This is a genomic window from Haloarcula onubensis (assembly GCF_031624605.1).
Taxonomy (GTDB): Archaea; Halobacteriota; Halobacteria; order Halobacteriales; family Haloarculaceae; genus Haloarcula; species Haloarcula onubensis.
Genome location: NZ_JAMQOS010000007.1, coordinates 201,484 through 219,528 on the forward strand (window position 1 = coordinate 201,484; position 18,045 = coordinate 219,528).

20 protein-coding genes and 2 tRNA genes are annotated in these 18,045 nt (G+C 67.4%); 17 read left to right on the top strand and 5 right to left on the bottom strand.

What is annotated here, in order from left to right; genetic code table 11:
• Positions 1–30: 30 nt before the first annotated feature.
• The 7 genes from NDI86_RS19080 to NDI86_RS19110 all read left to right on the top strand — a co-directional run bounded on the left by NDI86_RS19080 (position 31) and on the right by NDI86_RS19110 (position 6,360).
• Positions 31–1,038, top strand: a complete 1,008-nt coding sequence (locus tag NDI86_RS19080; protein WP_310901929.1) for an ABC transporter ATP-binding protein — start codon at positions 31–33, stop codon at positions 1,036–1,038.
• Entirely contained in the window at positions 1,038–1,901 is an 864-nt protein-coding gene (locus NDI86_RS19085) for an ABC transporter permease (RefSeq protein WP_310901930.1), read from the top strand. The genes NDI86_RS19080 and NDI86_RS19085 overlap by 1 nt, the downstream gene beginning before the upstream one ends.
• Positions 1,902–1,946: 45 nt before the next feature.
• Complete coding sequence (locus NDI86_RS19090) at positions 1,947–2,387, top strand: luciferase domain-containing protein (protein ID WP_310901931.1); 441 nt, start codon at positions 1,947–1,949, stop codon at positions 2,385–2,387.
• 75 nt (positions 2,388–2,462) lie between these two features.
• Entirely contained in the window at positions 2,463–2,891 is a 429-nt protein-coding gene (locus NDI86_RS19095; protein WP_310901932.1) for a DUF6069 family protein, read from the top strand.
• 66 nt (positions 2,892–2,957) lie between these two features.
• Positions 2,958–4,244, top strand: a complete 1,287-nt coding sequence (gene aroA, locus NDI86_RS19100; protein ID WP_310901933.1) for a 3-phosphoshikimate 1-carboxyvinyltransferase — start codon at positions 2,958–2,960, stop codon at positions 4,242–4,244.
• Positions 4,245–4,449: 205 nt separating this feature from the next.
• Positions 4,450–5,649 (top strand): chorismate synthase, encoded by a 1,200-nt coding sequence (aroC, locus tag NDI86_RS19105; protein WP_310901934.1) that lies wholly within the window; start codon positions 4,450–4,452, stop codon positions 5,647–5,649.
• Between the two features lie 84 nt (positions 5,650–5,733).
• Entirely contained in the window at positions 5,734–6,360 is a 627-nt protein-coding gene (locus tag NDI86_RS19110; RefSeq protein ID WP_310901935.1) for a uracil-DNA glycosylase, read from the top strand.
• 119 nt (positions 6,361–6,479) lie between these two features.
• Here NDI86_RS19110 and NDI86_RS19115 read toward each other — a convergent pair whose 3' ends face one another.
• Together NDI86_RS19115 and NDI86_RS19120 are read right to left on the bottom strand one after the other, a co-directional pair.
• Positions 6,480–6,992 (bottom strand): hypothetical protein, encoded by a 513-nt coding sequence (locus NDI86_RS19115; RefSeq protein ID WP_310901936.1) that lies wholly within the window; start codon positions 6,990–6,992, stop codon positions 6,480–6,482.
• A 92-nt stretch (positions 6,993–7,084) separates the two neighbouring features.
• The gene (locus tag NDI86_RS19120; RefSeq protein WP_310901937.1) at positions 7,085–7,510 is read right to left on the bottom strand and encodes a CBS domain-containing protein; all 426 of its coding nucleotides are present in this window, start codon (positions 7,508–7,510) and stop codon (positions 7,085–7,087) included.
• Positions 7,511–7,590: 80 nt separating this feature from the next.
• On the opposite strand from NDI86_RS19120, the gene NDI86_RS19125 reads away from it, so the two are divergent.
• The 9 genes from NDI86_RS19125 (at position 7,591) to NDI86_RS19165 (ending at position 13,184) form a co-directional block, all read left to right on the top strand.
• On the top strand, positions 7,591–8,319 hold the full coding sequence (locus tag NDI86_RS19125) for a hypothetical protein (protein ID WP_310901938.1): 729 nt from the start codon (positions 7,591–7,593) through the stop codon (positions 8,317–8,319).
• Between the two features lie 40 nt (positions 8,320–8,359).
• Positions 8,360–8,443: transfer RNA gene (locus NDI86_RS19130), tRNA-Ser, on the top strand.
• Between the two features lie 382 nt (positions 8,444–8,825).
• On the top strand, positions 8,826–10,235 hold the full coding sequence (locus tag NDI86_RS19135; RefSeq protein ID WP_310901939.1) for a hypothetical protein: 1,410 nt from the start codon (positions 8,826–8,828) through the stop codon (positions 10,233–10,235).
• A gap of 45 nt (positions 10,236–10,280) precedes the next feature.
• Positions 10,281–10,580, top strand: coding sequence for a DUF5785 family protein (locus tag NDI86_RS19140; RefSeq protein ID WP_310901940.1), 300 nt, complete (start codon positions 10,281–10,283; stop codon positions 10,578–10,580).
• Between the two features lie 71 nt (positions 10,581–10,651).
• On the top strand, positions 10,652–10,987 hold the full coding sequence (locus NDI86_RS19145) for a DUF7344 domain-containing protein (protein WP_310901941.1): 336 nt from the start codon (positions 10,652–10,654) through the stop codon (positions 10,985–10,987).
• Positions 10,988–11,032: 45 nt separating this feature from the next.
• Entirely contained in the window at positions 11,033–11,791 is a 759-nt protein-coding gene (locus NDI86_RS19150; protein WP_310901942.1) for a GTP cyclohydrolase III, read from the top strand.
• Between the two features lie 214 nt (positions 11,792–12,005).
• Positions 12,006–12,575 carry a CBS domain-containing protein gene (locus NDI86_RS19155; protein WP_310901943.1) on the top strand — a complete coding sequence of 190 codons (570 nt, stop codon included), beginning with the start codon at positions 12,006–12,008 and terminating at the stop codon, positions 12,573–12,575.
• A 41-nt stretch (positions 12,576–12,616) separates the two neighbouring features.
• Complete coding sequence (locus NDI86_RS19160) at positions 12,617–13,084, top strand: GNAT family N-acetyltransferase (protein WP_310901944.1); 468 nt, start codon at positions 12,617–12,619, stop codon at positions 13,082–13,084.
• Between the two features lie 26 nt (positions 13,085–13,110).
• Positions 13,111–13,184 (top strand) — tRNA-Thr (locus tag NDI86_RS19165).
• 14 nt (positions 13,185–13,198) lie between these two features.
• Here NDI86_RS19165 and NDI86_RS19170 read toward each other — a convergent pair.
• Positions 13,199–14,371, bottom strand: coding sequence for a sensor histidine kinase (locus NDI86_RS19170; protein ID WP_310901945.1), 1,173 nt, complete (start codon positions 14,369–14,371; stop codon positions 13,199–13,201).
• A 40-nt stretch (positions 14,372–14,411) separates the two neighbouring features.
• Entirely contained in the window at positions 14,412–14,855 is a 444-nt protein-coding gene (locus tag NDI86_RS19175) for a universal stress protein (protein WP_310901946.1), read from the bottom strand.
• Positions 14,856–14,931: 76 nt separating this feature from the next.
• Between NDI86_RS19175 and NDI86_RS19180 the strand changes: the two genes are divergently transcribed.
• Entirely contained in the window at positions 14,932–15,258 is a 327-nt protein-coding gene (locus NDI86_RS19180; protein WP_310901947.1) for a cupin domain-containing protein, read from the top strand.
• Here NDI86_RS19180 and NDI86_RS19185 read toward each other — a convergent pair whose 3' ends face one another.
• Positions 15,259–17,805, bottom strand: coding sequence for a heavy metal translocating P-type ATPase (locus NDI86_RS19185; RefSeq protein WP_310901948.1), 2,547 nt, complete (start codon positions 17,803–17,805; stop codon positions 15,259–15,261).
• Positions 17,806–18,045: the final 240 nt, after the last annotated feature.

An 18,045-nucleotide genomic window follows, 5' to 3' on the forward strand; every position in this document is an offset into this window, starting at 1 on the left:
TTTTTCTCGCTCGCGCCCCTTCTCCCTCCTGTGACCGACGACGCGATAGCGGCCGAGGGCGTGGAACTCACCTACGCCGACGGGACCCAGGCGGTCAGGGGCATCGACCTGACGGTCCCGCGGGGGGAGTTTTTCGGCTTCCTCGGCCCGAACGGTGCGGGCAAAACCACGACCATCAAGACGCTCGTGACGCTGCTTCGGCCGACGGCGGGCAGTATCCGGGTCAACGGGTTCGACGCCGAGAGCGAGGGGCGGGCGGTCCGGGAGACGGTGGGCTACATGGCCCAGGAGACCAGCGTCGACCCGGAGCTCACCGCCCGCGAGAACCTCCGCTTCGCCTGTGACGCCTACGGCGTCCCCCGCAGTGAGCGGGCCGACCGCATCGACGAACTGCTTGCCCTCGTTGACCTCGCCGACGTGGCCGACAAGCGCGCCGACGACTTCTCCGGCGGGATGCGGAAACGCCTCGACGCGGCGACGGCGCTGGTCCACAGCCCCCCGCTGGTCTTCTTAGACGAGCCGACGACCGGGCTCGACCCCAAAGCTCGAAATCGCCTCTGGGAGTACTTCCGGGATATCAACGAGCGCGGGACGACCATCTTCCTCACGACGCAGTACCTGGAGGAGGCCGACGCACTCTGTGACCGACTGGCCGTGATTCTGGACGGGCAAATCGTCTCCGATGGGTCGCCCGAGCAACTCAAACGGGAGGTCGGCGGGGAGATACTGGAAGTCAGCGTCGACGGGGACGAGCGCGCCAGAGAGCAGGCCGCCGACATCGCCCGCTCGACCGACCTCTTCGAGGCCGACGCGGCGGTTGAGGTGACCGACCACGGTCTCTCGGTCACCTCGGAACGCGCCCGTTCGAAGGGCACCGACCTGCTGGTCGCGCTGCGGGACGCCGGCATCGCCGTGACGGGCTTTAACGTTCGCGCGCCGACGCTCGACGACGTGTTTCTCGCCATCACCGGGGACCACGTCGAAATCGAGGACGCCGAAGTCCCCGATGAACTCGCCGCCGACGGTGGGCGTGACTGATGGCACCGGACACCCCGGCACGGGTCAGTCGTTCGGGCAATTCCTTCCTCGGCGACCTCTGGGTCAACTTCGTCCGCTGGAACATCAAAGCCGTCCGCAATCCGTTCGTGCTCGTCGTCTCGCTCGTCCAGCCTATCATCTTCCTGATACTGTTCACGCAAGTGTTCGGACAGGTCGCCACGGGCGCGGTGAATCAGGGGGCCGCCGACATCAGCTACGAGACGTATCTTGTGCCGGCCATCTGTATGCAGGTCGCGCTGGCGGCCGCCGCGACGTCGGGGGTCGGCCTCGTCAACGACATCGAGAACGGCATGTTCGAGAAGGTGCTCGTCAGCCCGATGAACCGGACTGCAGTGTTCCTCGGCAAGACCGCCGCCGAAGTCGTCCGTATCGGGGCCCAGATACTCATCATCGTCGGGCTGGGTGTGCTGCTGGGGGCAGAGGTCGCGACGGGCCTCGTCGGCGCACTCGGTATCGTCGCCGTCGGCGTCCTCTTCTCGTTCTGGTTCACCGCGCTCTCGAACACGCTCGCGGTCATCACCAAGGACCAGGAGTCGACCATCATCGGCGCGAACCTGCTCCAGTTTCCCCTCCTCTTTGTCTCGACGGCATTCCTCCCGCTCGCGGTGCTGCCGGGCTGGATTCAGACCGTCGCGCAGTTCAACCCCGTCACCTACGGCGTCGACGCGGCGCGGGCCATCATGCTCGGCCGCGACGTGATGACCGTCGTCGAGGTGACCGGCTTCGGCGGCGTCTACGACACGCTCGTGCCCGCGGTCGCGGTGTTGCTCGCGCTCGCCGTCGGCTTCGGCAGCGTTGCCGTCTACATGCTGCAGCGCGCATCCAGCGCGAACGTGCAGTAGCACGGCCGGAGTGGCGTTTATCGCCTCGGCACGCGTACCAGCGGTATGAAAGCAGACCGAGACGCCGTCGCCGAGACCGTCGAGCGGCTGATAGACGACGTGAGCGAGTGGCCCCACGTCACCGTCGGCGAACACCGCTTTGGCGGCACCGAGTTCCGCGTCGGTCCGAGGGAAATCGGCCACGTCCACGCCTGGGGAATGCTCGACATCGCCTTCCTCAAGCGACTGCGCGACGTGCTCGTCGCCGCGGGAGAGACCGGGCCACACCACCTGCTGACCGAGTCCGGCTGGACCACGGAGTACATCGAATCACCAGCCGAGTTCGACCACGCCCGCTGGCTGCTCCGCCTCTCCTACCTCTACCACGTCAACGTTCTCAAGGGGACCCCGGCGGGCGCCGAGGAGTTCGCTGACGTGGACGTCGAAGCCGAACTGGTCGACCTGGGTCTCAGCGACGAACTCCGGGCCGCGTTCGACCGCCGATAAGACGGACCGAAACAGCGTGAGAAGCGCTAACAGCGGCGCTACTGCTTTATCTCCTCAGAGCGCGTACCGAGAGTCATGTCGACAGTAACAGCTCGCTATCCAGTCGCAACGTCCGGCGGCGAACTCGCGCGCCGAACCGCCGGCGGCGTCCTCGTCGGCGTCCTCGCGGCGCTCGTCGTCTCCGGCATGGCCACCTCCCTCGGCCTCGACCTCGGCGTGACCGGGGCCCAGAGCCCCTTCGGGGCGATTCCCATCGTCACGTCGACGGTGGTAGCCGGCGTCGGTGCCGCCGTGGCCTACGCCGCCATTGTCCGGTTCACCGACCGGCCGGTCCGGAACTTCAGCGCCCTGTCGGCGGCCGTCTTCGTCGTGATGCTCGTGCCCGTCTTCGTCATCGCACCCTCGCTGGGGCTGACCACAGTCGGCCAGGGCGCACTGGTCGTGATGCACGTCGCGGTCGCCGCCCCACTGGTGGCGTTCGTCTCCGGCGCGGTCAGGCTGTAGTCCCCCTTTTCCAGCGTCCTTTCCGGGAGCGGTAGCCTCTTGTCGCCCGCCCGCAATCGCCCGACCATGGATGTCACTATCGGCACGTCGACGGTCGCGGGCACCGCACAGGCCCCACCGTCGAAGAGCTACACCCATCGGGCCATCCTCGCGGCGGGCTACGCCGACGGCGCGACGGTCCGGGACCCGCTTGTGAGCGCCGACACGAAGGCGACGATGCGCGCCGTCACTGCCTACGGCGGCAGCGTCGACCGGAGCGACGAGTCGGCCATCGAGGTGGCGGGCTTCGACGGCCACCCCGAGACGCCCGACACCGTCATCGACTGCGCCAACAGCGGGACGACGATGCGGCTCGTGACCGCCACTGCCACACTTCAGGACCATCTGACCGTTCTCACCGGCGACGACTCGCTGCGCTCCCGTCCCCAGGGACCGCTGCTCGAGGCCATCGGCCAGCTCGACGGCCGCGCCGAGAGTACGCGCGACAACGGGCAAGCGCCACTGGTCGTCGGCGGCGGTATCGATGGCGGCGCCGTCTCCATCCCGGGCGACGTCTCCTCGCAGTACATCACGGCGTTGCTGATGGCCGGCGCGGTCACCGAGGAGGGCATCGACGTCGAACTGACGACCGAACTCAAGTCCTCGCCGTACGTCGATATCACCCTCGAAGTGCTCGAGGACTACGGGGTTACGGCCGAGCGGACCGACGACGGCTTCACCGTCGGCGGCGGCCAGTCGTACGAACCCACGGCCGGCGAGTACCACGTCCCCGGGGACTTCTCCTCTATCAGCTACCTCCTGGCGATGGGTGCGCTGGCCGCTCCGGAGGGGATGACCGTCACGGCGGCCGTCCCGAGCGCGCAGGGCGACACCGCAATCGTCGACATCCTCGACCGGATGGGTGCGACGCTGTCCTGGGACCGGGAGGCGGGCGAAATCGCCGTCGAGCAAAGCGACCTGACCGGTATCGAGGTCGGCGTCGAGGACACGCCGGACCTCCTGCCGACAATTGCGACGCTGGGCGCGGCCGCCGACGGCGTCACTCGCATCACCGACGCCGAACACGTCCGCTACAAGGAGACCGACCGCGTCAGCGCGATGGCCGAGGAACTGACCGAGATGGGCGCCAAAGTCGAGGAGGAGCAGGACGAACTCGTCGTCTACGGTGAGGACTCCGAACTGCACGGCGCGACCGTCGACGGTCGGGCCGACCACCGTATCATCATGTCGCTGGCCGTCGCCGGGCTCGTCGCCGACGGCGAGACCACTGTCACCGGCGCGGAACACGTCGACGTCTCCTTCCCGAACTTCTTCGACCTGCTCGAATCGCTGGGCGCGTCGGTGGTTCGGTAGCTACCGACCCCGTTTCGGCGTCGGTCGCCGAGTCAGCGTGAAAGCGAACAGGCGACACGGGCCGCCGACGCACCGCTGTGTCGCGCTCCCGCGGGACGGTGCGTCGCCGCTCGTCAGCGCATGGCCCCACCTGGCCGACTGTTGCTATTTCAACCTACGGCCCCGAATGTAACCTTGAAATGCCCCGGACACCCAGACGTTCGTAATGAACGGTAACGAGTTCGGCCGGCTCTTCCGGCTGACGACCTACGGCGAGTCTCACGGCGAAGCGATGGGGTGTACGGTGTCTGGCGTCCCAGCGGGCGTGGAACTCTCCGAAGCGGAGATTCAGGAAGACCTCGACAGGCGCAAACCCGGCCAGTCCATGATTACCACTTCCCGTGGCGAACCGGACAAGGTGAAGCTCAACTCCGGGATTCAGGACGGCTACACCACGGGGACCCCTATCGGCATGGTCATCCAGAACAAGGACGCCCGCTCCGGGAAATACGAGCCCTTTATCACGGCCCCGCGGCCCTCCCACGGCGACTTCACCTACTCGGCGAAGTTCGGGACGCGCAACTGGGGCGGCGGCGGCCGCTCCTCCGCGCGGGAGACGGTCAACTGGGTCGCCGCCGGCGGCGTCGCCAAGCAGGTGCTGGCCCAGTCCGACTACGACGTCACCATCAAGGCCCACGTCTGCCAGATCGGTGACGTGGTCGCCGACGACGTGACCTTCGAGGAGATGCTCGAACACAGCGAGGAAAACGAGGTCCGCTGTGCGGACCCCGAGGCCGCAGAAGAGATGCGCGACCTCGCCGACCGGCACCAGAAGGAGGGCGACTCCATCGGCGGCGCCATATACTTCGAGTGTCGTGGCGTCCCGCGCGGACTCGGTGCGCCCCGCTTTGACTCCGTCCCGTCGCGACTCGGCCAGGCGATGTACTCCATTCCCGCGGTGACGGACCTCGCGCTCGGCGTCGGGCGGGACGCCCGCACGATGCGCGGGTCGGAGTACACGGAAGACTGGGAGTTCAGCGACGACGGCGACCCCGTCCCAGTCGGCAACGACCACGGCGGCCTCCAGGGCGGTATCACGACGGGCGACCCCATCTACGGCGAGGTAACGTGGCACGCCCCGGTCTCCTTCCCGAAGACCCAGAAGACGGTCGACTGGGAGACCGGCGAGGAAAAGGAGATTACCGTCACCGGTCGGCACGACCCCGTGCTCCCGCCCCGTGCCGTCCCGGTCGTCGAGGCGATGCTGTACTGCACCGTCCTCGACTTCATGCTGCTGGGCGGGCGCATCAATCCCGACCGGCTGGACGACCGGCCGGGGGAGTACGACACCGACTACCACCCGTCCAGCCCGCAAAACGACCCCGAAGACGCCGATACGCACGCGAAGACCATCGACGAGGACTGATACGGACGGTCGTAGCCGTGTCCCGGTAATCGCCCGCCCTCCGCGGGCGATACCGGTAAGAGACTACAAGCGTGCGTATGCAACATGGACGCCAATCAGGAGTCGATGTCGAACCCCTTCGGCATGGACGAACAGTGCCAGAACTGCCCGGAACTGTGTGACACCCGCGAAACCGTCGTCCACGGCTACGGCGACGTGGGTGCGGAGTTCGTCGTGCTCGGAGACTCCCCCGCGGCGGGGAGCGACGAGTCGGGCATCCCCTTCACCGACGAGCGGGAACGGGAACTACTCGACATCCTCGCCGCCGTCGACATGGTCGAGGACCCCGACGCGGACCGGCCGGAACTGAAGAACACGTTCCTGACTTACGTCACCCGCTGTCGGAACCCGGACCGCCCGGCGACCGACGGCGAGGTAGTGAACTGCGAACCCTACCTCAACAGCGAGATACGGATGATAAACCCCGAACTCCTGCTACCGGTCGGCCAGCGACCCCTGGAGGAACTGGCCTTCGAGTACACCACGCTCAGCGAGGACGAACTCGACATCGAGGAGCGCCACGCGACGACAATCCGCGGCCGGGGCTTCGAGATTCTCCCGATGATTCCGCCGGCCGAACAGACCGACGCGGAGCGGACCGCCTTCCTCGACCACTTCAGCGACGTACTGGGCCAGGATTACCGCCAGACGAAAGGGCGTCGGGGTCGCTGAGGACCGACGGCAGAGCAGCCGTCGGGGTCGCTGAGGACCGACGGCAGAGCAGCCGTCGGGGTCGCTGAGGACCGACGGCCGCGCCGATAGCCCGTCAGAGTCACGACGAGCACCCGGCGTCAGTCAGTGAGTTCGTCGGGCGCCACGAGTTCGCCGTGGTCGGTGGCGGCCCGCAACCGCTGTTTGGCGTCCTCGCGGTACCGCGCCGCCCGGTCCGTATCCCCCTGTTCGCTGGCGTAGGTCGAACCGCCGAGCCACTCGACGGCCTGCCAGAGGCAGGTCGCCTTCTTCCGGGCCCGTTCGCAGGCCGTCCGGACGCCGTCGCTGTCGGCCTGTTTCACCGCCGCGGTGAAGTGGTCGACGCTGTCCTCGAACTCGCCTGCGGCGTCGTCGAACCCACCTCGTGCGAGGGTCATGTGACCGGACTCGAACCGCTGCATCGCCTCCGTCGTCCGGCGGCGCCCCTCGAGGTACTTCGCGTGGCCGACGCGGTACTCTCGGCCGGCGACCGGGTCGCCGTGGGGCGACGCCACCTGCTTGCACTCCGAACACAGCACCGTCGGTCGCCCGTCACCGGCGACGCGATACTCGGTCCCACAACCGTCACAGCGGTATATCTCTCTCGTTTGCATCCACCCACCACCAGTTGGTTACGGAGGAGTGTGACGCGCAATCTATAAATCAGTTTTGGCACTCCGTGTCACGGTCGGGCCATCGGTGCCTGTCAGTGGGGGCTCCACTCGTCGTGAACGGCCTCGATGGCCGCCTGTTCGGTGCGTAGCGACGGAAGCGCCCAGACGATGTCCGAAAGGGTCACGATGCCGACCAGTTCGACCCCGTCCATCACTGGGACCTTCTTGACGCCCTCGTCGGTCATCAACCGGGCGACGGTCGTGACGGCCGCCGACGGCCGCGTGGTGACGACGGGCCGGTGGCCCACGTCCCGCACGTCGATTTCCCGGAGCGGTCGCCCCGTGTCTCGGGCGGCGCGGAGCACGTCGGACTCGGTGAGTATGCCGACCGGGTCGCCGTCCGCGACGACGATGACCGAGCCGACGCCCGCTGTCAGCGACCGGTCGACGGCGTCCGCCAGCGCCGCGTCGACGTCGACGGTGACCACGTCGCTCGACATGAGTTCGCGGACCTGCATACGGGGACTACGTGACGACGTGTCATAGTTCGTCCGCCGACTCCGGAACCGACTAACCGTCGTCGGTCCGAAGGGGGAGTATGACCACGGTTGCAGTACTGGCGGACCCGCCGGTCGATGGGTTCGTCCTGCCGGAACTGGCTGGGGGACCGCTGGAGGAATCGGAAGCGACGGCGCTCTACGCGGCGATGCTCACCGACGTCTGTCGCGCCGTCGAGGCAAGCGGCGCCGAGTTGCTGGTGAACTACCGGCCCGCCGACCAGGTCCCCGACGGCGTCGACCCCGAGGCGGCGGTCCGCGAGCCCCTGGACGAGGCCCTGGACGCGCCCGACGACGCCCGCTACGAGGTCCAGGTCGGGTCGTCCCGCGCGGCCCGCGTCGGCAACACCGTCACCCACCTGCTGGAACGCGAGGGGGTCAAGACCGCCGCCGCCGTCGAACCGACCGCCGGCTTGCTCACCCGACAGCTAATCGACAGCGCCGCCATGAAACTCCGCTCCGCCGGCGTCGTCCTCGGGCCGTCGACCGAGGGCCGCGTCTACTACGCCGGGTTCGCCGAGCCGGTCGACTTCGAGGAGGCGTACGCGACGCCCACCGTCGAGACGCTCACCGACCGGGCGATGGACGCCGACCTCGGGGTGGATTTCCTGCCGACGACACCGGTGGTCGAGACGCCGTCGGACCTCCGGACGGTCGTCCCGCTGTTGCGCGCTCGCCACCGCGCCGAGCGGGTGGTGCCGCCGCGGACGACCACGCTGATAAACGAGTTCGGCCGCCGCGTGACTGCCGACGGCCTCGTTCGGGAGTAACCGACAGGTCTTAGGGCGAACCCACGCTAACGACGAGTGAGGTGGGGTGGCAGAGCGGCCTATTGCGCCTGCCTTGAAAGCAGGTATCCTCACGGATTCCTGGGTTCAAATCCCAGCCCCACCGCTTTGCTCCGAGCAACGACGCGAGGAGCAACGGGTCAATCTGGCGATTTGAGCCCTGCCAGTCGCAACGCGAACGGAGTGAGCGACCGTCTGGCTCCGGTTCAAATCCCAGCCCCACCGTTCTCTGCGAACGATAGCGAGCGGGGAGCGGTGCAACTGGATTTGGACCCCTGGAAGTCGCAGCGTCCGAGGGAAGCGAGGACGAACGTCTTCCTCCGGTTCAAATCCCAGCCCCACCGTTCTCTGCGAACAATCCGCGAGCGGGGGAAACGCAAACTTGGATTCGAACCCGACGAGCCACCGTCCCGCCGAACTGTCAACAGAACGATTATATTCCACAGAGCGTGAGGATTTATATAACTGGTCCGGCTCACCTCATGCAGATGCAGCCTTCAGATTGGTCCCCGAGTCACCTGGGAACACGGGCCCTCGCCCTGGGTCTGGTAGTCCTCCTGGTCGGCTCGATGTTCGCGTCAGTGGCGGCAGCCGGATCGGCCATCGCCTTGCGGAACGCCGACGTGTCGGCGACGACGGTCACCGTCGGCGAGAACGTAACCGTGACCGCAAACGCCGTGAACGTCGGCGACTCGGGCGGTGGATACACTTTCGAGTTCAAGCGGAACGGAACAGACTACGGAACCACCTGGACGACGTTCGCCTCCAGACGGGTGACACTCGCGGCCGACGAGTACCGCTCGGTCAACGCGACCGTCCAGTTCGACGAGCCGGGGACGTACGGAATCCGGGTCAACGACAAGAGAGCGGGCGTCGTCAGGGTACAGTCGGCCAGAACGCAAGTCGATTCGGTGAGCGACACGCAGCGCCGGGTCGACGTACGGGCCAACGGCGTCTCGACGAGCGAGCCGACCGACTTCGAGGTCCCGCCGTCGAACCTGTCGGTCGGTCTAGAGCGGTGGTCGACGACGACCGGACAGTCGGCGTTCCAGCAGTATCTCACGGAGTACACGAACCGCTCCGAGGTCCCCGAAACCCTGCCCAGCCGGGCGGATTCGACGCTGCTTGGCGTCGTCACCTTCGAGAGCGACGACGACTTCGACGAAGCCACGATGCGGCTGGCCGTCGATAGCGGTGCGCTGTCGAACTCGACGGTAGCCCGCGAGGACGTGACGGTCTACCAGCGCAACGGCGATATCTGGGAGCGTCTGGAGACGACGCTCGTCGCTGCGGAAGCGAACCGGACCGTCTACGAGGCGACGGTGACACGTGGGACGACGTACGCCGTCGGCCGTATCGACCCGAACGTCAGCGTCGCGAACACGTCGTACGGGACGACGGCGAGCGCCGGCGGTCAGCGGCTGTACGTCGACGCGCGGGTTCGAAACGACGCGCCGATAGCCGGCAGCTACACCGGCGAGCTACGGGTCAACGGGGAGGTGATGAACCGGACGACGATAACCGTTCCCGCAAGCGGTGAGGCGCGCGTCTCGCTGTCTCACACCGTCTCCGAGGCCGGGACCTACACGCTCGAACTCGACCGGACCGCCGTCGGCTCGGTCCTCATCGCCGAGAGCCAGGTCGGGGACACCCAGTCACCGGGGTCCAGCGACGCGGACGGGACGGGGTCGCCCACTGCGACGGCCACTGGCGTCGGGGAGAGCGGCGACGACGCCGGACTGGCCGACGCGCTCCCCGCGACCGTCCTGGGTATCGACACGCTGTACGTCGCGGGCGGCCTCGCCATCGCGCTGGGGGCGTTCGTCGCCATCTGGCTCCTGTTGCGCCGCGGCGGTGACGGCGGTGGCGGCCGACCGGACAGCTTCGACCCCTGGTAGGCGCGGAGAGCAACCCTTTTTGTGTCGGTGTCCCGAGGTCCGGATATGGAGTGGCCACACGACCCCGACGGTGAAGAGGGAAGCGAGGGCCGGCGCAAGTACGGACACGCCATCCTCGCGAAGAAGATAGACGAGGAGACTGACTTCCCGCTCTCGGCCGATGAGTACGTCTCGGCCTACGGCGACCACCCAGTCCGCATCGACTACGAGACCGTCGTCAGCGTGGCGGACATCTTCGAGCACGTCGAGGAGTCCGAGTTCGCCGACTTCCCGGAGTTCCACAAGGCGCTCGGCGCGGCCCTTCGGGAGGCGGACCTGTGGCCCTACCGCCTGAAACACGCCTGACCGTCGGCCACGCGAGGTGTGTGGTGTGTGTCCACGACACATACTTGTACGAAGCCGTCGTACACACGGCTATGGCGCCACAGAACGCCGACACGGAGATGGGAGACGGCCTGCCACCGGCGGTGGTCGAGGACCTGCTCTCCGACGACGCCCGGCGTCGAGCGCTCGCGATTCTCTCGGACCGCGAGGGGCCGGTCGTCGTCGAGGAACTCGCGGCGGCCGTCGTCGCCGCGCGTGAGGGGTGTGGAGAGGCGGCCATCGAAGCGACCGACCAGGAGACGATGGCCGAGGAGCTGTTCACCGAACACCTCCCGAAGCTGATGGCGACCGACGTGGTCGCGTACGATTCGATGCTCGGGACGGTCGAGCTCCGTCGTCGCGACGTCGCTCCACAGAGGCAACCCTGACCAGCTTTCGATACATCAATACCGGTCCGGTCCGAAGCGGCGGTAGTGACGAACACGCAGGTAACGCACATCCAGATCGACAACTACGGCCCCTGGACAGTGACGCCCGAGCCGCGGCGTGAGGTCGACCTCCAGACGCTGCAGTCCCGACTGTACGCCGACCTGGCACAGCTGTTTGGCAACCGCGACGGCTACATCTTCTTCTCGCGGTTCGACAACATGATCGCCGTGACCAACGGGCTAGACGAGGCCGACCACGCGCTCATTCAGGAGTCCGTCGGGAACCGCTACCCCGTCACGATGAGCCTCTCCGTCGCGACGGGGACGACGCCGGTGTCGGCGCTCGGGACCGCCACCGAGCAGCTCCAGGCGGCCGGCAGCGCACAGGACGACGGTCGGCGCGAGGTACTGCGCGGCCAGACGATAGACGAGCAGTTCCGGACCGACACGGACGTCCAGTTAGCCCACTTCGACGTCGACGACGCCACCGGGAAGTACACAGACCAGCTCAACGAGTTCGACACCTTCATCCAGATAGAACAGGGCTACGCCGCGCTGATGAAGTACATGCGCGAGGCGTACGACTCGCTGTCGTTCTTCGTCGGCGGCGACAATGTCATCGCAGTGTGTCCGGACCTCGACGAGGCGGAGTATCGGGACGCCTGCGACCACGTCCGCGAGGCCGTCGACGTCGAACTGAAGGTCGGCGTCGGCCGCGGTCGGACGCCCGCCGACGCCGGGATGGACGCAAAGCACGCGCTGGAGGAGTGCCGGGCCGACGGTGTGACAGTTCGGTTCGAGTAGCGACACTCCGTCCAGAGAGGAGTCTCGGAACGTCCGAGTGGGGAGAAACGACCCGCGAGGAGAGCGAGGCGCGAAGTGCGCCCAGAGCACGGCGAAGATACACGCGGAACGGGAGCCAAGTTGGCCCGTGCCAACGCAGCGAGGGACTTCGTCACCCCGCAGCATAACGCTGGCGGAGGTAGCTTTTAGACGACTTCGTGCCATACGTTCTCATATGAACGACCCGGTCTCCGTCCGGGAGGTGATGAACCGTGAGTACGTCGGTGCGAGCGCGTCGGACGGGCTCGTCGAGACGACAGAACTGCTGGTTCGCGAGGGAGAACCGACAGCGCTGGTCCTGGAGGGCAACGAGCCCGTCGGCGTCGTCAGCCGGGCAGACGTCCTGGGGTATCTCGTCTCGGAGGGGGGCCCCGAGACCGCGACGGTCGCCGACGTGATGACCGACTCGTTCCCCGCTATCGGACCGGACGCCCGGTTGCCGGAGGCGCGCGACCGGATGGCGACCCACGCGACCCAGTGGATCGTCGTCGTCGAGGACGGCGAGGTGCTCGGCACGCTGACCGGTAACGACATCCTCTCGTCGGTGCGACTGGAGAGCGAGGTCACCGCGGCGCCGACCGAGACGGCTCAGGTGGCGACGCCCGAACAGGCGACCGCCGACGGGACCACGGCCGCGGAGGACTCCTTCGAGGAACAGGGCATCTGTTCGGCCTGTGGCACGCTCACGCGCTCGCTCGCATCCCTGAACGGCCAGCTCCTCTGTGCGGACTGTCGCGACGTGTAAGGCGACCCAAGCGTTTTGCGACCGTGGCACGCATTCCGACCGTGGATATCACGACCGCGTCGACCGAGTTGACCGACCGCCTCACCGACATGTGGGTCGACCTCGCCCGTGACCAGCGGTCCTACGGCTCGCACCTCCTGGGGCCCGAGAACCGGACGGTCATCCGGGAGACGGTCGTCCAGCGTATCGTCGCGGGCAACCTCCTCGTGGCCCGTCGTGACGGGCGAGTGGTCGGGTTCGTCATGTTCACCGTCGAACACGGGCGGTACGAACAGGACGTGACGCCGGGGCTCGTCGAGAACCTCTTCGTGCAACCGGCGGCCCGCCGCGAGGGCGTCGGCAGCGCGTTGCTGGGGGCCGCGGAGGACCGACTCGTCGACGACGGCGCGACGGTCGTCCAGCTAGAGGCGATGTCGGACAACGAGGCGGCCCGCGAGTTCTACGCCGCACACGGCTACACCCCCCACCGGCTGGAGCTGGAAAAGCCGACGGAAAACGACACCGCTTAAAAGGTCGCCCCACAACGAACGGACGCGCCAGGGGAGCTTGGGTGGTCCAAGCACTCGACTTGTAATCGAGAGTTCGTGGGTTCAAATCCCACCCCTGGCTTGGCTCTGTCCGTCTCACTCCGTCTGGAACGGCGTCACCGGTTTCGCCTGCCCGATAACCTCGAAGCGAGCGCCCCGCCCCACGCTCTCGCCGGCGCTGATGTCCCAGCCGTGGGCCTCGACGACGCGCTCGACGATGGCGAGCCCGAGCCCGGTGCCGTCCGTCGAGTGGCCCGACGCGAAGACCTCCGAGGGGTCCTCAGCGGGGATGCCCGGGCCGTCGTCGGCGACGTAGAACCCGTCGGTGTAGTCGGCGGCGGAGACGCGGGTCGACGTGTGGAGCGACTCCAGCGGACCGACGTGGACCGTCACGTCCGGCCCGGCGTGTTCGACGGCGTTGCGAAAGAGGTTCTCGAACACCTGGAGGAGTCGGGACTCGTCGCCGAAGACGTCGACCGTCCCGTCCGTCCGGAGCGTCGCCGACCGCGTCTGGACGTTCGCCCAGGCCTGCTCGGCGAGAGCGCGCAAGCCGAGGCGGGTCCGACTCTCGACGACGTAGCCCTGTTCGGCGAGGGTGAGGAGGTCGTCGATGAGCGCGTCCATCCGGCCGAGCGCGTCGGCCAGGTCCGCGAGGTGGTCGTCGGCCCCCGTCTCGCGAGCCAGTTCGAGGTAGCCGTCGGCGACGGTCAGCGGGTTCCGGAGGTCGTGTGACACCATGCTGACGAACTCCTCCAGCCGGTCGTTCTGGACTCTGAGTGCGTACTCCTGCTGGGCCCGTGCGAGCGCCGACTCGACGTTCGCCGCAAACAGGCGGGCGACCTGCAGGTCCCGGCGGCCGAACGCGTCGGCCTCCTCGGTGGCGATGTTCAGGACGCCGCGGTCCCCCAGCGGGAGAATCAGTTCACTGTCGAACCGTGAGTCGTCGTTGTACGTTGTGCCGTCGCCAGCGTCCTCGGGGATACGACGTAGCTCGCCGGCCTCGAACGCCTCCCACGAGAGACTGTTGCCGGGTCGGTAGACGACGGTCCCGTCGAGCGTCCGGTCGGCACGCTCCGTCTCGGCGGTCAGTTGCAACTCGACCGTCTCGCTGTCGTACAGCCACAGCCCCCCGAAGGGCGCCGCGAACACCTCGGGGATCGCCTCGACGGCCACCCCACAGATTTCCGCCTCGGAATCCGCGCGCATGAGCCGCTGTGTGACGGAGTAGAGCGCGTCGAGGGCCGTCGGGACGCCATCTCCACCCTGCATACCACGTATTATCAGGGCGGCGGGTATAAAATAGGAGCGGTCAGTCGGTCGCTTCCGCCGAGAGCGGAACGGTGAGCACCGGCACGTCGGAGAGCCGAACGACTTTCTCGGTCACGCTGCCGATGAGATAGTGGTCCAGGCCGGTCCGACCGTGGGTCCCCATCACAATCAGGTCGATATCCTCGGCCGCAGTGTAGTCGAGAATCGCCCGATGGGGGTCCCCTCTGGCGACGACGCCCTCGATGGTCTCGACCCCGGCGGCCCGCGCCTGCGCGTGGACCGCCTCTATCGCCCGTTCACCCTGCGCTTCGAGTTCCTCGAACACCAGTTCCGGGGTGGTCTCGTGGACGACGCCGATTCGCGCGTCGACCACGTAGAGGACGTGGAGCGCCGCGTCGTACCGGTTCGCGTGGTCGATAGCGTGGGTGGCCGCCTCGCGGCTCCCCTCGCTACCGTCGGTCGGGACGAGCACTGCGTCGTACATATTGTATATCTAACACGTAGCGGTACAAACCAGTTGCGTCCACCACCCCTAAGGGCGCGGGATTCGAGGGATATCCATGACACTGGACCTGCTCTCGGAGTTCGACGCGGCACCCGACGACGGAGCCGTCGACAGCGGCGAACTGGCCGTGACCGACGACGTACTCGTAAAGGCGTTCGCGCTCGGTCCGGACGCCGGTATCGCGCCACACGAACACGCGGACGCCACGAACGTCTTCCACGTGCTCCGGGGGACGGTTACGGTCGAACGCGACGGCGAGTCGGAGACCGTCGTCGCGCCCGGTGTCGTGCTCAACGAGCGGGGGCAGGTGCACGGGGCACACAACGACACGGACGAGGTGGCCGTGCTGACGGCGAGTCTCTGCCCGCTGCCCGGCCAGTAGTCACTCCGACTCGGTGTCGAGGTCGTCCGCGCGGACCGTAGAGAGCCGCATCGCGTTCCCGGTGACGGCCGTCGTCATCCCGGCGTCGCCCGCGAGGACAGCCAGCCAGATAGGGACGTAGCCGAAGGGGACGGCGAGAGCCAGGGCGGCCTTGATACCCAGGCTTGCCCAGACGTTCTGCCGGATGACGCCGTTGGCCCGGGCCGAGAGGTCATAGAGGTAGGGGAGTTTCGAGAGGTCGTCCGAGAGAAGCGCCACGTCGGCCGTCTCCAGGGCGGTGTCGGTGCCGGCCGCGCCCATCGCGACGCCGACGGTGGCGGTCGCCAGCGCGGGCGCGTCGTTGATGCCGTCACCGACCATGGCGACCCCGCCGTCGCTCTCCTCGTCGAGTTCCTCGACGCGGGCCACCTTCTCGTCGGGGAGCAGTTCGGCCGCGTAGTCGTCGACGCCGACCTGTTGTGCGATGGCGCCCGCGGTCCGCTCGTTGTCGCCGGTGAGCATGACGGTCCGCTCGATACCGAGGGCTTTGAGCCGTTCGACCGCCGCACGGGCCTCGGGTCGGACCTCGTCGGCGACGGCGATGACGCCCTCCAGTTCGTCTTCGGTCCCGACGAGGACGACCGTCTTCCCCTCGGACTGGAGTCGGGGGACCGTCTCGTCCAGCAGATCGAGGCAGTTGTTGCGCTCACAGAGCTGCTTGGCGGTCTTCGTGACGAGGCCGCCGTCGGTCGTCGCGTGCACGTGCGAGAGGTCGAACTCCAGTTCCTCGAAGAGGCCGGGCTTGCCGGCGAAGTGCGGGACACCGCCCAGTTCCGCCCGGACGCCCTTGCCGGTGATGCTCTCGAACCCCTCGACCTCGCGGTCGCCGCCGTCGCCCGCCTCGGCGACGATGGCCTCGCCGATGGGGTGTTCGCTGCGGGTCTCCAGACCGCGCGCACAGCGCAGGACGTCGTCCTCGCTGTTGCCGTTCAGCGCGACGACGTCGGTGACGGTGAGTTCGCCCTTCGTCAGCGTCCCGGTCTTGTCGAAGGCGACGGCGTCGACCTCGCCCATCGCTTCGAGGTGGTTGCCCCCCTTGATGAGGACGCCGTTCTTCGCGGCGCTCGTGATGCCCGAGACGACCGAGACGGGCGTCGAGATGACGAACGCGCAGGGGCAGGCCAACACGAGCAGCGTCAGCCCGTAGACGACGGCCGTCGACAGCGTCGTCCCGAGGACGACCGGGCTGGCGACCGTCACGAGGACGGCGAAGGCGACGACCACGGGCGTGTAGTACGCCGAGAATCGCTCGACGAACTGCTCGCGGTCGGTCTTGTTCGACTGGGCGTCCTCGACCAGTTCGACGATGCGCGAGAGGGTGTTCTCGCTCGACTCCGAGGTGACCTGTATCTCCAGGTACCCCTCCTCGTTGATGGTGCCGGCGTACACCTCGTCGCCGACGGTCTTGTCGACCGGGACGCTCTCGCCGGTGATGGGCGCCTGGTTGACGGCGCTCTCCCCGTCGATGACGTCGCCGTCCAGCGGAATCTTCTCGCCCGGTTTGACCACGACGCGTTCGCCGACGTCGACCTCCTCGACCGGGACCGTGACCTCCCCGCCGTCGCGCTGTACCGTCGCTTCCGCCGGCGAGAGGTCCATCAGCTCCTCCAGAGAGTCACGGGCCCGGTCCATCGAGTACCGCTCCAGCAGCTCCGCGACGCTAAAGAGGACCGCGAGCGTCGCGGCCTCGAAGTACAGCGCCTCCCCGAAGGCCAGACTCGCCGTCAGCGCGCCCAGTATGGCGATAGACATCAACAGGTCGATGTCGAGGTTCCGGTTGCGTGCCGAGTAGTAGCCGTTACGCAGGATAGCCTGGCCGCCGACGGCGACGGCGACGAGGAAGAACACGTCCGCGGCGTGGATGTCGCTGCCCAGCACTGTCCCGACCGGTACGTTCGCGCCCGGAACCAGGAACTCCAGGACGAGCCCGACCGCCAGCACGGCCCCGCTCGCCCACGTCTTCAGCGCCCTCGGGCTCGTCCAGAGGCTCTCGTCGGTCTCCGCGTCGGTCGATTCGGTCCCCGTCGCGTCCTCGACCTCGTACCCGGCGCTTTCGATAGCTGCGACGACGGCCGCCTCCGTCGGTTCCTCGCCCGTCCGCGTGAGGACGACGGTGCCCGTCGTCGGCTGGGCCTCGAAGCGCTGTAGCCCGTCGAGTCCCGACAGCGCGGACTCGACTTTGCCGGCACAGGAGGCACAGTCCATCCCCGGGACGGAGAGGCGGACCGTCTCACCGCTGTCTGCCACCGAGTAGCCGGCCTTCCGGACTCGCTCCGTAATCGCCGCGTCGTCGGTCGACCCATCGTCGTAGGTGACCGTCAGCGTCCCGGTCGTCACCTGCGGCTCGACGCTCTCGACGCCGTCGAGCCGTCGTACGCTGTTTTCGACCTTGCTGGCACAGGAGGCACAGTCCATCTCCGGGACGGCGAACTGGCTGACGGTGTGCTCGTCGGATGACGAGCCCGCTCCGCTCGTCGACCCGTCGTCGTCCGGTTCCTCTGTAGTCATTATCGGAGGCTAGACCACGGAGTGTTATTAATCCGGCTGTTAGCTACTGGCGTTCAGACAGCACAAATTAACAATTTACTTCACCTCTGTTATTAACTCTCGCGTCTTCAGCGTCGCCGGACCTTCGAGCGGCCCGAACTCGGGGCCAGAAGTCGATTGTCTATGAACGATACGGACAGTTAATAACACGATTCATAATCTGAAAAATACTTAACCGTCTCCCCGCCCTCGCAGTGGATA

Excerpts from the sequence above, each read along its gene's own strand:
- NDI86_RS19085 (WP_310901930.1), top strand. The coding sequence starts at position 1,038 with ATGGCACCGGACACCCCGGCACGGGTCAGTCGTTCGGGCAATTCCTTC.
- NDI86_RS19090 (WP_310901931.1), top strand. The coding sequence starts at position 1,947 with ATGAAAGCAGACCGAGACGCCGTCGCCGAGACCGTCGAGCGGCTGATA.
- NDI86_RS19095 (WP_310901932.1), top strand. The coding sequence starts at position 2,463 with ATGTCGACAGTAACAGCTCGCTATCCAGTCGCAACGTCCGGCGGCGAA.
- aroA (WP_310901933.1), top strand. The coding sequence starts at position 2,958 with ATGGATGTCACTATCGGCACGTCGACGGTCGCGGGCACCGCACAGGCC.
- aroC (WP_310901934.1), top strand. The coding sequence starts at position 4,450 with ATGAACGGTAACGAGTTCGGCCGGCTCTTCCGGCTGACGACCTACGGC.
- NDI86_RS19110 (WP_310901935.1), top strand. The coding sequence starts at position 5,734 with ATGGACGCCAATCAGGAGTCGATGTCGAACCCCTTCGGCATGGACGAA.
- NDI86_RS19115 (WP_310901936.1), bottom strand. The coding sequence starts at position 6,992 with ATGCAAACGAGAGAGATATACCGCTGTGACGGTTGTGGGACCGAGTAT.
- NDI86_RS19120 (WP_310901937.1), bottom strand. The coding sequence starts at position 7,510 with ATGCAGGTCCGCGAACTCATGTCGAGCGACGTGGTCACCGTCGACGTC.
- NDI86_RS19125 (WP_310901938.1), top strand. The coding sequence starts at position 7,591 with ATGACCACGGTTGCAGTACTGGCGGACCCGCCGGTCGATGGGTTCGTC.
- NDI86_RS19135 (WP_310901939.1), top strand. The coding sequence starts at position 8,826 with ATGCAGCCTTCAGATTGGTCCCCGAGTCACCTGGGAACACGGGCCCTC.
- NDI86_RS19140 (WP_310901940.1), top strand. The coding sequence starts at position 10,281 with ATGGAGTGGCCACACGACCCCGACGGTGAAGAGGGAAGCGAGGGCCGG.
- NDI86_RS19145 (WP_310901941.1), top strand. The coding sequence starts at position 10,652 with ATGGCGCCACAGAACGCCGACACGGAGATGGGAGACGGCCTGCCACCG.
- NDI86_RS19155 (WP_310901943.1), top strand. The coding sequence starts at position 12,006 with ATGAACGACCCGGTCTCCGTCCGGGAGGTGATGAACCGTGAGTACGTC.
- NDI86_RS19170 (WP_310901945.1), bottom strand. The coding sequence starts at position 14,371 with ATGCAGGGTGGAGATGGCGTCCCGACGGCCCTCGACGCGCTCTACTCC.
- NDI86_RS19175 (WP_310901946.1), bottom strand. The coding sequence starts at position 14,855 with ATGTACGACGCAGTGCTCGTCCCGACCGACGGTAGCGAGGGGAGCCGC.
- NDI86_RS19180 (WP_310901947.1), top strand. The coding sequence starts at position 14,932 with ATGACACTGGACCTGCTCTCGGAGTTCGACGCGGCACCCGACGACGGA.
- NDI86_RS19185 (WP_310901948.1), bottom strand. The coding sequence starts at position 17,805 with ATGACTACAGAGGAACCGGACGACGACGGGTCGACGAGCGGAGCGGGC.